The organism is Shinella sp. 1A1, assembly GCF_055379515.1.
This window is the reverse complement of record NZ_AP039671.1, coordinates 2,912,771-2,925,875: the sequence shown is the minus strand read 5'-3', so window position 1 is coordinate 2,925,875 and position 13,105 is coordinate 2,912,771. Positions and strand designations below refer to the sequence as shown.

16 protein-coding genes and 1 tRNA gene are annotated in these 13,105 nt (G+C 61.6%); 10 read left to right on the top strand and 7 right to left on the bottom strand.

The window, feature by feature from the left end; translation table 11 throughout:
• Nucleotides 1-442 precede the first annotated feature (442 nt).
• Nucleotides 443-985: a hypothetical protein gene (locus tag ACZ48C_RS14290; RefSeq protein WP_464781502.1), complete on the top strand. Its 543-nt coding sequence runs from the start codon at nt 443-445 to the stop codon at nt 983-985.
• Nucleotides 986-1,080: 95 nt separating this feature from the next.
• On the opposite strand, the gene ACZ48C_RS14285 is transcribed toward ACZ48C_RS14290, so the two are convergent.
• The 4 genes from ACZ48C_RS14285 to ACZ48C_RS14270 all read right to left on the bottom strand — a co-directional run bounded on the left by ACZ48C_RS14285 (nt 1,081) and on the right by ACZ48C_RS14270 (nt 3,287).
• Nucleotides 1,081-1,794, bottom strand: a complete 714-nt coding sequence (locus ACZ48C_RS14285) for a hypothetical protein (protein WP_464781501.1) — start codon at nt 1,792-1,794, stop codon at nt 1,081-1,083.
• Between the two features lie 83 nt (nt 1,795-1,877).
• Entirely contained in the window at nt 1,878-2,099 is a 222-nt protein-coding gene (locus ACZ48C_RS14280) for a helix-turn-helix transcriptional regulator (RefSeq protein WP_464781500.1), read from the bottom strand.
• A gap of 94 nt (nt 2,100-2,193) precedes the next feature.
• Entirely contained in the window at nt 2,194-2,976 is a 783-nt protein-coding gene (locus ACZ48C_RS14275) for a hypothetical protein (protein WP_464781499.1), read from the bottom strand.
• 226 nt (nt 2,977-3,202) lie between these two features.
• Nucleotides 3,203-3,287: transfer RNA gene (locus ACZ48C_RS14270), tRNA-Leu, on the bottom strand.
• A 169-nt stretch (nt 3,288-3,456) separates the two neighbouring features.
• Here ACZ48C_RS14270 and ACZ48C_RS14265 point away from each other — a divergent pair.
• Nucleotides 3,457-3,960 (top strand): disulfide bond formation protein B, encoded by a 504-nt coding sequence (locus ACZ48C_RS14265; RefSeq protein WP_119258938.1) that lies wholly within the window; start codon nt 3,457-3,459, stop codon nt 3,958-3,960.
• A gap of 63 nt (nt 3,961-4,023) precedes the next feature.
• Here ACZ48C_RS14265 and ACZ48C_RS14260 read toward each other — a convergent pair whose 3' ends face one another.
• Nucleotides 4,024-4,581 carry an HNH endonuclease gene (locus tag ACZ48C_RS14260; RefSeq protein ID WP_119258937.1) on the bottom strand — a complete coding sequence of 186 codons (558 nt, stop codon included), beginning with the start codon at nt 4,579-4,581 and terminating at the stop codon, nt 4,024-4,026.
• Between the two features lie 104 nt (nt 4,582-4,685).
• Nucleotides 4,686-5,336 (bottom strand): DNA-3-methyladenine glycosylase family protein, encoded by a 651-nt coding sequence (locus tag ACZ48C_RS14255; protein WP_464782814.1) that lies wholly within the window; start codon nt 5,334-5,336, stop codon nt 4,686-4,688.
• 155 nt (nt 5,337-5,491) lie between these two features.
• Here ACZ48C_RS14255 and gluQRS point away from each other — a divergent pair, with 155 nt between their 5' ends.
• The gene (gene gluQRS, locus ACZ48C_RS14250; protein WP_464781498.1) at nt 5,492-6,415 is read left to right on the top strand and encodes a tRNA glutamyl-Q(34) synthetase GluQRS; all 924 of its coding nucleotides are present in this window, start codon (nt 5,492-5,494) and stop codon (nt 6,413-6,415) included.
• Here the strand turns inward: gluQRS and ACZ48C_RS14245 are convergent.
• Nucleotides 6,362-7,306: a YihY/virulence factor BrkB family protein gene (locus ACZ48C_RS14245; RefSeq protein ID WP_464781497.1), complete on the bottom strand. Its 945-nt coding sequence runs from the start codon at nt 7,304-7,306 to the stop codon at nt 6,362-6,364. The genes gluQRS and ACZ48C_RS14245 overlap by 54 nt on opposite strands.
• Before the next feature lie 192 nt (nt 7,307-7,498).
• Between ACZ48C_RS14245 and ACZ48C_RS14240 the strand changes: the two genes are divergently transcribed.
• The 7 genes from ACZ48C_RS14240 (at nt 7,499) to ACZ48C_RS14210 (ending at nt 12,988) form a co-directional block, all read left to right on the top strand.
• Nucleotides 7,499-8,347, top strand: coding sequence for an SDR family oxidoreductase (locus ACZ48C_RS14240; protein ID WP_464781496.1), 849 nt, complete (start codon nt 7,499-7,501; stop codon nt 8,345-8,347).
• A 100-nt stretch (nt 8,348-8,447) separates the two neighbouring features.
• Nucleotides 8,448-8,648, top strand: coding sequence for a twin transmembrane helix small protein (locus ACZ48C_RS14235; protein WP_119258934.1), 201 nt, complete (start codon nt 8,448-8,450; stop codon nt 8,646-8,648).
• Complete coding sequence (locus tag ACZ48C_RS14230; protein ID WP_464781495.1) at nt 8,648-9,226, top strand: cob(I)yrinic acid a,c-diamide adenosyltransferase; 579 nt, start codon at nt 8,648-8,650, stop codon at nt 9,224-9,226. The genes ACZ48C_RS14235 and ACZ48C_RS14230 overlap by 1 nt, the downstream gene beginning before the upstream one ends.
• A gap of 67 nt (nt 9,227-9,293) precedes the next feature.
• Entirely contained in the window at nt 9,294-10,079 is a 786-nt protein-coding gene (locus ACZ48C_RS14225) for a rhomboid family intramembrane serine protease (RefSeq protein ID WP_464781494.1), read from the top strand.
• Between the two features lie 182 nt (nt 10,080-10,261).
• On the top strand, nt 10,262-11,011 hold the full coding sequence (locus ACZ48C_RS14220; protein WP_464781493.1) for an electron transfer flavoprotein subunit beta/FixA family protein: 750 nt from the start codon (nt 10,262-10,264) through the stop codon (nt 11,009-11,011).
• 27 nt (nt 11,012-11,038) lie between these two features.
• Nucleotides 11,039-11,968, top strand: a complete 930-nt coding sequence (locus ACZ48C_RS14215; protein ID WP_464781492.1) for an electron transfer flavoprotein subunit alpha/FixB family protein — start codon at nt 11,039-11,041, stop codon at nt 11,966-11,968.
• Nucleotides 11,969-12,115: 147 nt separating this feature from the next.
• On the top strand, nt 12,116-12,988 hold the full coding sequence (locus ACZ48C_RS14210; RefSeq protein ID WP_119259049.1) for a 3-hydroxybutyryl-CoA dehydrogenase: 873 nt from the start codon (nt 12,116-12,118) through the stop codon (nt 12,986-12,988).
• Nucleotides 12,989-13,105 lie beyond the last annotated feature (117 nt).

Sequence of the window (13,105 nt, the reverse complement as noted above, 5' to 3'; positions counted from 1 at the left end):
AAAGATGATCCGTTGGTGGACCGGAGCGCACGATTTTCTCGGTCCGCGGTTCAGCATGGAATTGTTGGGTCGGCCTTTCGACCACAATCACAGTTCGGCCGTCCCTCGGAGTCGCACTGCGGGTGTCGGTAAACAACCTACGCAAACGCCAATTCATTTTAGCGAATGCCGCATTCGGGGAATTGCCCGCGAATGACGTGATCGGGGAATTGCCCCACTCACGTTGCCGTTCCTTCGGGAGCGGAATGTCCTGCGTGGAACGCATATGCGAACCATTCAGGCATATGCACGAGCACGCCTATAGGACCCCTATGCCTGTCATGCACCACCCATTCAACATAACCAGCATATAGAGGTGAATAGTATGAAGTTGAACCCTGTGCCTATGGAAGCGATACAGGAGTTTATTCAACCATATCTACTACGGGGTGACGAACCCTACATGTTGACGCTCATGTTCAAGACACTGAAGGGAAGCGAAGAATCCATCGCCCGCCAGATGAATAAGGTCGCAGAGATACTGTATTCGAGGATTCTAACGCGCCTGATTAAGAGACCGAACAGGACACCATTGGAGCAAATGCCGTTATGGCTGAGCTGCTCTGATTGGCCCGTGATGAAGATAGATGGTCTGACGGCTGCCGAAATCCTCGCGAATGGAGGTAGGCACTTGCACGCGATGGTCTTGGTGCCGCCGACGGCTCGAACGGGCAAGCGGCTCGAACAGATAGTCGAGGAGAATCCTCAGCAGTTTCTTGTCGGGCGCTCGCTGACTCGCCTCCATGTCATGCCGGTTGAAAGGACGGTAGAGCGGGCAACCGGTTACGCGTTGAAATCGGTTGAGCGTGGGCGCGTTGGATGGGGTGATGTGCTTGTTCTTCCTAAAGCTCACAGCGAGATGGAGCAGGTGGTGCCGGTGACGCGCTTGAAAGAGACGGAAGCCGATTTCATCGCTCGTATCGTCTCGTGGAGCAACGGGCTGTAAACCTGCGCACCAGAGCACGTAGCGATTGAATCGAATGGGCCGGAGCTTGCCGTCAGCTCCGGCCCATATCTTTTTTTAGCGAAAGAGGTCGATTGCTACATGGGCGTCTTCTTTTCGCGCTTCTTCAGGGACCTCACCTCGATTTCGAGAGAAGATTCTACCCGCAACAGTTTCCCCTTGATCGTGATAGGCGTGCCAACTGGCGTCTTCAGTAGGGAGGTCTGTGCCTTCCCGGTCAAGGCGAGGGTGCAAGTCGCGAGTGTCGGCGAACCTTTCGTCGTGATAGGTTCGTTCCCCTCATCATCAATGTTCTTTTTGGGTGACTCGCTTCCGGTCTTCTTGGACTCGGCCGGCGGCTTGGCTTCGTTGACGGCGCTCTTATTTTCTTCAGCATATTCATCAGCCAGTTTTTTGAGCGTTTTCTCTCCAAGAAGCTGTCGCAATTCGTCAGGAGTTCTCTTCTCATCGACGAATTTTTTTATAGCTCGATAATAGAACGACGCATCCTTCTGAGCGCTCGCGCCAGCGCCGACCATGAATTTAAGAGCGAAGCGAACCGCTTGAGATTGCTGAAACTTATCGGGCGGCCCGCCGCTGATACCCTTCCAATCACTCTTGCGAAACTGGTCCCACATGCGCGGGCTCTTCTTGAGTTGCAAACCCAGTTCGTACGCTTCACAGATGTTTGCTCGCACACGCTTGCGGTGTGCCTTATCTGCGGCTGCGTAGTCGGCGCGAAGCATGTTTATGGCTTCTACAGTGGACAATGCAGCCTCGTTAGTTTTCGGATTATCCGATTTCTTAGCCATCGTTCTGGCCTCCGCACGGACGCATTCCGGCAGCCTTCACGAAGGGGCGGGACGTGAAAGTTCCGCGAAGGTTCAGCTTCAGCTTAGACATCGCCACCTGCCTTGCTTTCGAGGCCATTGATCAGGTTAGCGATTTCGGAAGCCCGCCAAACACGGGTACGTGCACCGAGGCGAATACCCTCGGAAACAAGGCCACGATTCACCATTTGGTAGAAAGTGGAACGGCAAATGGGAAGCATGCCGTCCGGCTTGACGATCTGCCGCACGCGCAGCAGTCGGAGAGTTTCATTGATTGCCTGTGTCATAGTGTGTCCCTTTGTTGCTGGGACCCCCTATTCACAACAAAAATGGGCCTGATGCCACAACATCTGGATCGGCAAAAAAACGTCAAATTGGCCGTTATTTCTCGGACTTTTGAGAGGGCATGGCCTTTAGCGCGCTTTGAACGGTATCTATCACTGCATTGGGTTTTACGGTGCACACCACCCGAAAAATAAGTTTTGCGTCGAGGCCGACAAAATCGCGGACGGATTTGCGCTCCGGATGGCGCTTAAGCTCCTCCTTCGAGGGCGCAATAGCAAAAGAGCGTGCAAGATTACGATTCAGTCGCCATTCTAAATTGTCGAATAGGGCTAGTGCCAATGTGGATACTGGCGTTCGTTTGCTCCCGCGCAGTTCATAGCGTCCCTTCCGGTTTAGTGATATTATTCTGCTTCGTCTGATCGATGGGCGAACGATCTTTATGAGATTGGCATAGCCGGAATTCTCAAGATTCTCGGAAAGAATTTCCATTTTCTTTTTTGGAATTCTACCAAGCAATTTATCTATCTTCATAAGAATATTATAGGATTCTTTCCATTCTTCGGCCTCAATTTTTCGTGTTGATTCTGAGTATCCAAATTCACGATCTATATATTCATGCAGGCTGTCGCTCATGCCCATTTGAATTTGGTTTAAGAAAAACTCAAAATTTCTTTGTGCTCGTTCGATCTCACGAGAAAAATGCTTAGGGTTTTCCCCAAAACACGCCAGAGTAATGGCGATCATATGAGCAACGGTGTCTTCAAAGGATCGGCCCTCGCGGAGCTCCCACTCCCGAACACGTTCAGCGCGAAGGGCCTTCTCTGATTTTGGTTTTTTCAGTTGAACTCGGACAGATGTAATAGGCTTCTGATCGGACAAGTTGCTACCTGCTAAAGCGTTTGATTCATGTCCGTATTCCAGAATGGATATTGGAAATACGGTGAGTCGATGCGGGTTGCTTGATGGTTCGTCACTCCCTTGTAGGGAAGTGCGCGGCTTCGAGAAAGTGCGCAGGTAGCACATTGTCAATGGGGGATAAAAAGGGGGATGGTGCCCTCAGCCAAGGCGCTATCTTCTTGAAATTATTGCTCTTTTTCAAGAAATATGGTGCCCCATGCCGGAATCGAACCAGCACTCCTTTCGGAACTCGATTTTGAGTCGAGCGCGTCTACCAGTTCCGCCAATGGGGCACGGCACTTGCAGCAACCGCGTTTACACGAAGCGCCTGCGGGCGGCAACCGGCAAAACGGCGGGCGGGTGCGATCACTTATGCGTGCGGTGCATTTACAAAGCCGGCCCACCTGATAGAACTCGGCGCCGTTTCGCCGGCATGTCCGCCGGTCTTTCTGGACGAGCCCGATGACCGTATCCCTTTCCCGCAAGACATCCGCAGGCCTCCTTTCGCTCGGCATGGCCGCGACCGTGGGCGGGGCGCTCGCCTTCGAGCATATCGGCGGCTATATTCCCTGTGCGCTCTGCCTTCTCCAGCGCGATCCCTATTACTACGGCATTCCGGTGGCCGTCGCGGCTCTGCTTTCCGCCCTCTTCGGCGGTCCGGCCTGGCTGACGCGGCTGCTGCTCGCCGTCGCGGGCATCATGATGCTCGTCGGTGCCGGCATGGGCGTTTATCACGCGGGCGTGGAATGGGGCTTCTGGGAGGGACCTGCGACCTGCGCCACCTCCGCGCAGGGCGTTACGCAGAATGCCGGCGACCTCCTCTCCGATCTCAATGCCAAGCACGGCCCGTCCTGCACGGAAGCGTCCTTCCGCCTGCTGGGCCTGTCGTTCGCCGGCTGGAACGTGATCGCAAGCCTGATCCTCGCCGCGATCGCCTTTTCGGGCGCGCGGTCGGCGAAAGCTTGATGCCCGCAACCTGATCTCGAATGCATGCCGCAGCTGCGCGAAAGCGCTCCCGCGCGGCAGGCCTCAGGGTTGCAGTTCGACGTCCCAGTAGAGATAGTCCATCCAGCTTTCATGCAGATAGTTGGGTGGAAACAGTCGCCCGTTGTTGTGCAGATCCTGAACCGTGGGGTGGTAGGGCTTCTGATGCGGGTGCATGCCCGCCTGCTTCGGCAGCTTGCTGCCTTTTCTCAAATTGCACGGGGAGCAGGCCGCGACCACATTGTGCCACGTCGTCTCGCCGCCATGGGCGCGGGGGATGACATGGTCGAAGGTCAGGTCGTCCGGCGACCCGCAGTACTGGCATTCGAACTTGTCGCGCAGGAACACGTTGAACCGGGTGAAGGCCGGATGGCGTGACGGCTGCACGTAGGTTTTCAGGCACACGACGCTCGGCAGGCGCATCGTGAAGCTGGGAGAGGAGACCGAATGTTCGTATTCGGCGATGATGTTTACGCGGTCAAGAAACACGGCCTTGATCGCGTCCTGCCAGGACCACAGCGACAAGGGATAATAACTCAGCGGCCTGTAGTCAGCATTCAATACAAGGGCTGGCAGGGCCTGTGGTGAAACAGAAATCGTCAAGGGCGTCTCCTCGCGCGATTCGGCATCTGCCTTTCTATATTAGGCCTGTTGTTACAGCATTGTGAAGCAAGAAAGAAAAAGCGAAAACAAGGTATTTTGAGGGCTCAGCCCTCCAGCACCGGCGCCACTTCGCGGCGCATTTCCCGCGCGTAATAGGCCCAGAAAAGCCGGGCCGAGACACCGCGCCAGGGCGACCAGCCTTCCGCGATCCGGTCGAGCTCCTGCGGGCTCGGGCGGACGGCAAGGCCGAGCGCATGGGCGACGGCGTTCTGAAGGGCGATGTCGCCCGAGGGGAAGATATCCGGATGCCCGCCGCAGAAGAGCAGGTAGACATCCGCCGTCCAGCGGCCGATGCCCTTGATGGCGGTGAGCTTGCGCGTCGCGGCGACCGCCTCCATCGTGCAGACGGCGTCGAGATCGAGGTCGCCGCGGTCGACGGCCTCGGCCGCCCGGCGCAGGGTGTCCGCCTTGGCGCGCGACAGGCCGACGGCGCGGCAAGCCTCGTCGGAAAGGCCGAGCATGTGGTGGGGCGTGATGTCGCCGGCCGTCTCCTCCAGCCGCCGCCAGATCGCATCGGCGCTCGCCCGCGAGACCATCTGCGCCACGATGATGCCGGCAAGGCCGCGGTAGCCCGGCGCAAGCCGGCGCAGCGGCACCGGGCCGGCCTTGTCGATGACGGTGAAAAGGCGCGCGTCGAGCAGCGCGAGGTCGACGAGCCCCGCGGCGACATCCGCCTCCGTTCTGATCATGTGCAGTTGCATGGCTCCAAGCGGTCCTAAAGCATGTGTGCCGAAAGTGGGAACCGGTTTCGGGACAAAGACATGCGTAAAAACAAGGAGCTAAAGCGCAAGGAGCGAATCTGAAAGATCGCGACGCGCTTTAGCGCGGTGGTGGCGCGACACGCCTCTTCATGCCAGAAGACCTCATGCAAAGCCCTTTGTCAAAAAATCGCGTCTTCCGTTTCGCGCCGAGCCCCAACGGCCTGCTGCATCTCGGCCACGCATTGTCGGCGATCCTCAACCATGACCTTGCCGCGGCCTGCGGCGGGCGCTTCCTGCTGCGCATCGAGGATATCGATCCGGCGCGCTCGCGGCCCGAATTCGAGGCGGCGATTTACCGCGACCTCGCCTGGCTCGAGCTGGACTGGGAAAGGCCGGTGCGGCGCCAGTCGGAGCATCTCGCCTTCTATGCCGAGGCGCTGGAGCGGCTGAAGGCGATGGGCGTGCTCTATCCCGGCTTCCTCAGCCGGGGCGAGGTGAAGGCGCGCGTCGAGGCGCATGAGGCGGCGGGCGGCGTCTGGCCGCGCGATCCGGACGGTGCGCCGCTCTATCCGACGGAGGAGCGCGGGCTCGACCGGGCGCAGGCGCTCGCGCTCATCGCGGAGGGCCGCCAGCACGCCTGGCGGCTCGACATGGAGAGGGCGCGGGCGCTCGCGCCGGCGGCGCTGGACTGGTCGGAGAGCGGCGAGGGGCCGGAGGGCGAGACGGGGACGGTCGCGGCCCTTCCGGAGCGCTGGGGCGACGTCATCCTCTCGCGGCCGGATGCGCCGGCAAGCTACCACCTTGCTGTCGTGCTCGACGATGCGGCGCAGGGCGTCACCGATGTCGTGCGCGGACAGGATCTCTTCCACGCGACGGCCGTCCACCGTCTGCTGCAAAGCCTGCTCGGCCTGCCCGCGCCGTGCTATATCCATCACGGACTGGTGCCGGGCCCGGACGGACGAAAACTCTCCAAGAGCAATCAGGATACGGGGATCGCGGCCTATCGCGACAAGGGCGTCTCACCGGCCGGCATTCGCGCCCTGCTCGCGGGCTATGGCTTCGTCCTCCATTGATTCCTCCTCCGCCTGCCGTATTTTCCTGACGCCGCGGATGCGGTCGAGGATCAGGTGCTTGACGCGGTATTTCAGCAGCGCGGCGTTGATCTCTGCGCCCATGATGAAGATCGCCCCGATCATGTAGAGGAAGACCAGCGCGATCATGATCGAGGCGAGGCCCGCATAGGTCGACACATAGTTGGCGAAGGCGGTGAGGTAGGAGGCGAAGGCATAGGCGCCGACCGCCCAGAAGAGCAGCGTCAGCAGGATGCCGGGCAGAACGTCGGCGATCCTGCGCCGGCCGGCGGGAAGCCAGAGATGGGCGATCAGCAGGCCGATCAGCAGCACCAGCACGGTGCCGACGAGCCCCCAGCTTTCCACCCAGGAATAGACATAGGAAAGCCAGGGCAGCCAGTCGCCGGTGGCGCGCACCGCAAGGGGCGCTGCGACGAGTACGATGCTGATGACGGCAAGCGCCAGCACGCCTGCGATGACGAAGCCGAGGCTGGCAAGGCGCGTCATGTACCAGTAGCGCGTTTCGGCCACGCGATAGGCGCGGTTGAGCGAAATGCGCAACGCCTCCACCCCATTGGAGGCGAAATAGGCGGCGGCGAGCACGGAGACGGTCAGGAGCCCGCCGCGCGGAATGGTCAGCACCGCGACGACCTCGCGGGAGATCGGCGCGGCAATCGATTCCGGCCAGGTATCGAAGATGAGGTGGACGGCGGTCTCGGCAAACTGGTCGGCGCCGAGGAAAGAGCCGAGCGCGGTGCCGAAGATCAGGAAGGGAAAGACGGCGAGCAGGGTGGAAAGCGCCACATGGCTCGCCATGGCCCAGCCGTCGTCCTCGGAAAAATGCCAGATCGCATCGAAAATGACCTTGTAGGCGCAACGGATGGCGGTCGGCATCGGCGTATCCCAGTCCCTTGCGGCCGGACGGCCGCCTCTTTCATTGTCTCTCCGGTCATAACCCCTTACATCGGCTTTTGTTTAAAGGTTACGCGCGGATTGCGATTCGAAAGGCCGCCTTGCGTCGCGAAAGCGGCGCGGGGCCTGGCGGTGAATATGGGAAACCGGCGCGGATTTGTACAGGAAACCGCCATGTCTTCTGAGAATGCGTCCGTGCCGCCGAGCATCATCGTCACGGGTTGTTCCTCCGGCATCGGCGCCCATTGCGCCCGCGCGCTGAAGGCCGAGGGCTGGCGCGTCTTCGCGACGGTGCGGCGGGAGGAGGACCTTGCGGGGCTTGCGGCGGACGGCATCGAGGCGCTGCTCATGGACTATACCAGGCCCGAGACCATCGCCGCCCTGGTGGAGACCGTGCTGGCGCGCACCGGCGGCCGGCTCGATGCGCTCTTCAACAACGGGGCCTATGGCCAGGCCGGCGCGGTGGAAGACCTCCCGGTCGAGGCGCTGCGCGCGCAGTTCGAGACGAATGTCTTCGGCTGGCACGATCTGACGCGGCGGGTGATCCCGGTGATGCGCCGGCAGGGGCACGGGCGCATCGTACAATGCTCGTCGATCCTCGGCATCGTGCCCTATCGCTGGCGCGGCGCCTACAATGCCTCGAAATTCGCGCTGGAGGGCCTGTCGCTGACGCTGCGCATGGAGCTTGCCGGCTCGGGCATCCATGTCAGCCTCATCGAGCCGGGCCCCATCGCCTCGCGCTTCACCGCCAATGCGCTGGTGCAGATCGAGAAGACCATCGATCTGGAGAATTCGGTGCATGCGGAGGAATATCGCCGGCAGTTGCGGCGGCTGCGCGGGGAGGCGAAGCCGGCGCGCGGCAAGCTCGGGCCGGAGGCGGTGCATGCGGTGCTGCGCCATGCGCTGACGGCAAGGTCGCCCCGCCCGCACTATGTCGTGACCACGCCGGCGCGGCAGGGCGTTCTTCTCAAGAAGCTGCTGCCGGCGGCGCTCTTCTACCGTATCATCGGGCGGCTCGGCTGACGCGGCGCGGCGTCGCAGGTATCACGCCGCAAAATGCGTGCACTTTGCGCGAAATGCCCTATTTGAATAGGGCTGACAGAAATCAAACCGGATCGTTGGCATGTCTTCCTTCCTCACCTTCCTGACCATGCTTGTCATGGGCCTCGTCGCCATCGTGCTCGTGCGCGGTCTCGTCAACATGGCCAGGGGCGGCAGCGGCAACACCTCGAACAAGCTGATGCAGGCGCGCGTGCTGCTGCAGGCGATCGCCATCATTCTCATCATGCTGACCTTGTGGATCACCGGCGGCGGGCGCGGCTGATGGTCAAGCTCAACAAGATCTATACCCGCACGGGCGACAACGGCACGACGGGCCTCGTCGTTGGCCCGCGCTGCAAGAAGCACGACCTGCGTGTGGAATCCTACGGCGAGGTGGACGAGGCCAATTCCGTTATCGGCCTCGCCCGCCAGCATCTTGCCGATTTCCCGGCGCTCGACCGCATGCTGATGCGCGTCCAGAACGACCTCTTCGACCTCGGCGCGGATCTTGCCACCCCCGAGACCGGCAGGAAGCTCGACTACGAGCCGCTGCGCATCGCGCAGGCGCAGGTGGACCGGCTGGAAAAGGAGATCGATGCGCTCAACGCCGATCTCGAGCCGCTGCGCTCCTTCGTGCTGCCGGGCGGCACGCCCGCGGCGGCGGCGCTGCATCTTGCGCGCACCGTCGCGCGCCGGGCCGAGCGCCGCATCGTCGCGCTGCAGGACAGCGAAGGCGAGACGGTGTCGGCGGCGGCGGTCGCCTATATCAACCGGCTTTCCGATTTCCTCTTCGTCGCGGCGCGCTGGGTGAACGACAAGGGGCGCGCGGACATATTGTGGGTGCCGGGGCAGAACAGGTAAGCTCTCCGGCAAGGTCCCGCGAGCGCATCGGAAATCGCGCAAGGGGCCGCGGGCCGGAAGGGGATCCATGTTCATACCGCTGCATGACGCGAACGCCCTGAAATACATCAAGGTGCAATATGTCACGATCGGCCTGATCGTGGTGAATGTCGCTATCTGGCTGGTGACGGGCCTTGCCTCCACGCAGGCCTTTTCCGATGCCGCGGTGGTGGGGCTCGGCTATATTCCCGCGGTCGTCTTCGACTTCGCCGATCTGGAGCCGGGCCTCGTCCTGGTGCCGGAGGATGCGACCTACATCACCTATGCCTTCCTGCATGGCGACTTCATGCATCTCGCCTCGAACATGCTGTTCCTCTGGGTGTTCGGCGACAATGTCGAGGATGCGCTGGGGCATTTCCGCTTTCTCGTCTTCTACCTTCTCTGCGCGGCGGCGGGCGCCCTGGTGCACGGGCTGGTGCAACCGGATTCGGAAGCGCCGCTGATCGGCGCGTCGGGGGCGATCTCGGGCGTGGTCGCGGCCTATTTCCTGCTGCATCCGAAGGTGCGGGTCTGGGTTCTGGTGTTCTTCCGCATCCCGTTGCCGCTGCCGGCGGTCATCCCGCTTGCCTTCTGGATCGCCCAGCAATTCTACATGCTGCTCGCCGACGGCGACAGCGGCGTCTCCTGGGGCGCGCATGTCGGCGGCATCCTGGCGGGGGCGGTTCTCGTGCTCGTCCTGCGCCGGCGCGGCGTGCCGCTGTTCGACCGGATCATCGTGACGCCGAGGGCGGTCAGGCATGTGGAAGCGGGGCCGGTTCCCGCCGAGGAGGCGCCGGACCCCACCCCGACGCCGCCGCGCCATTGGGGTCGATGATGGCGACATACAACGAAAATTGACGTGAACGTAAAGGTAATTTATAAGCCTTCCGTTTTCACCTGGGAGGGCGGATGATGCATTGTAATTGGGGAAAAAACGCGTATCGATGTCGCCAACCGGCAATCAGGTCGCCTCTGAAAGGCGCATTTTCCCTCGCGGGCATTTGAAGGAAGGAAGCCATGAAGATCCTGGTCCCAGTCAAGCGTGTTGTTGACTACAACGTAAAGATCCGTGTGAAGTCTGATGGCTCGGGTGTCGAGCTTGCCAATGTGAAGATGTCGATGAACCCGTTCGACGAGATTTCGGTCGAGGAGGCGCTGCGTCTGAAGGAGGCGGGCAAGGCCGAGGAAGTGGTGGTGGTGTCGATCGGCCCTGCCAAGGCCGAAGAGACGCTGCGCACCGCGCTCGCCATGGGCGCCGACCGCGCCGTGCTGGTCGAGACGGACGACGCCGTCGAGCCGCTGGCCGTTGCCAAGATCCTCAAGGGTGTGGCCGAGGCCGAGCAGCCGGGCCTGATCATCGTCGGCAAGCAGGCGATCGACGACGATTCGAACCAGACCGGCCAGATGCTCTCGGCCCTGCTCGGCTGGGCACAGGCCACCTTCGCCTCCAAGGTCGAGATCGGCAACGGTTCGGCGCAGGTGACGCGCGAGGTCGACGGCGGTCTGCAGACAATCGAGGTCAAGCTTCCGGCAGTGGTCACCACCGACCTTCGCCTCAACGAGCCGCGTTATGCCTCGCTGCCGAACATCATGAAGGCGAAGAAGAAGCCGCTCGACAAGAAGTCGCCGGCCGACTTCGGCGTCGATACGAGCCCGCGCCTGAAGGTGCTGAAGACCGAGGAGCCGTCGGGCCGCAAGGCGGGCGTCAAGGTCAAGACGGTCGCCGAGCTGGTCGAAAAGCTCAAGACCGAAGCCGGCGTGCTTTGATCGGCGAGATTTGAGGAGATTACGAACATGGCCATTCTTCTTCTGGCAGACCACGACAACGCTCACCTTTCCGACCAGACCGCCAAGGCGCTGACGGCAGCCTCCAAGCTCGGCTCGGACGTGCATGTGCTCGTCGCCGGCTCGGGCGCCAAGGCTGCGGCCGATGCGGCTGCCAAGCTCTCGGGCGTGACGAAGGTCCTGCTCGCCGACGATGCCAGCCTCGGCAACAATCTCGCCGAACCGCTGGCCGCGCTCATCGTGTCGCTGGCCGGCAATTACGACGCCATCGTCTCGGCTGCGACCTCGGTCGGCAAGAACGTGCTGCCGCGCGTTGCCGCCCTGCTCGATGTCGCGCAGGTCTCGGAGATCGTCGAGGTCGTCTCGGCCGACACGTTCAAGCGTCCGATCTATGCCGGCAATGCCATCCAGACGGTTCAGTCCACCGATGCGAAGAAGGTGATCACCGTTCGCACGGCTTCCTTCGCCGCAGCAGGTGAAGGCGGAAGCGCAGCCATCGAGGCCATCTCCGCTGCAGCGAACCCGGGCCTGTCCACCCACGTCAAGGATGCCCTGTCCTCATCCGACCGCCCGGAACTGACATCGGCGAAGATCATCATCTCGGGCGGCCGTGCGCTCGGCTCGTCTGAAAAATTCCAGGAAGTGATCCTTCCGGTTGCCGACAAGCTGGGTGCCGCCGTCGGCGCGTCCCGCGCGGCCGTCGATGCCGGCTATGCGCCGAACGACTGGCAGGTCGGGCAGACGGGCAAGGTGGTTGCCCCGCAGCTCTACATCGCCTGCGGCATCTCCGGTGCGATCCAGCACCTTGCCGGGATGAAGGACAGCAAGGTCATCGTCGCGATCAACAAGGACGAGGAGGCGCCGATCTTCCAGGTCGCAGACTACGGTCTCGTCGGAGATCTCTTCGAAATTCTCCCGGAGCTTGAGAAGGCGCTCTGAGCCGGTTTCATGCCTCTTTTTGCGACGATGATTTCACTGGAAAAATGCGTCGCAGGGCTTTATCACTTCACCGGGCCGGCTCGACCGGCCCGGTATTTTTTTGCCTGCGCCGAGGGCGCGGACTGAAGTGACGGGGCGATTGGCGCTATGATCAAGAACGTCGGTATTGTGGGTGCGGGCCAGATGGGGTGCGGGATCGCGCATGTTTCTGCGCTAGCCGGCTACAAGGTCCATATCTATGACCTGTCGCCCGAGCGTATCGAGACAGGGCTTGCCACGATCAACGGCAACCTCGCCCGCCAGGTCTCCTCCGGCAAGATGAGCGACGAGGACCGCAAGAAGGCGCTCGCGCTGATCAAGGGCTCCTCGGACATCAACGACCTTTCCGACGCCGATCTCGTCATCGAGGCGGCGACGGAGGACGAGACCGTCAAGCGCAAGATCTACGGCCTGGTCTGTTCCGTGCTGAAGCCGGAGGCGATCCTCGCCACCAATACGTCCTCGCTGTCGATCACCCGCCTCGCCTCGGCCACCGACCGGCCGGAGCGCTTCATGGGCATCCACTTCATGAACCCGGTGCCGGTGATGAAGCTGGTGGAGCTCGTGCGCGGCATCGCGACCGAGGAAGGCACCTTCGCCGCCGCCAAGGAATTCGTCACCAAGCTCGACAAGACGATCACGGTCGCGGAAGATTTCCCGGCCTTCATCGTCAACCGCATCCTGCTGCCGATGATCAACGAGGCGATCTACACGCTCTATGAGGGCGTCGGCTCGGTGGAGGCCATCGACACGGCCATGAAGCTCGGCGCGAACCATCCGATGGGCCCGCTCCAGCTTGCCGATTTCATCGGCCTCGATACCTGCCTTTCGATCATGCAGGTGCTGCATGACGGGCTCGCCGATTCCAAGTATCGCCCGTGCCCGCTGCTGGTGAAATATGTCGAGGCCGGCTGGCTCGGCCGCAAGTCCGGCCGCGGCTTCTACGACTATCGCGGCGAGGTTCCGGTCCCGACCCGCTGACGGGCGGAGAATCCGCGAACCTTCCTTTTCAGGGAAAAATGTTCCGCCTGTCGCCGCGTGCGCGACAGGCCCGTGCCTCGGAGACCGCCCGGCCGCTCGTTATTGTCTGCCCCATTC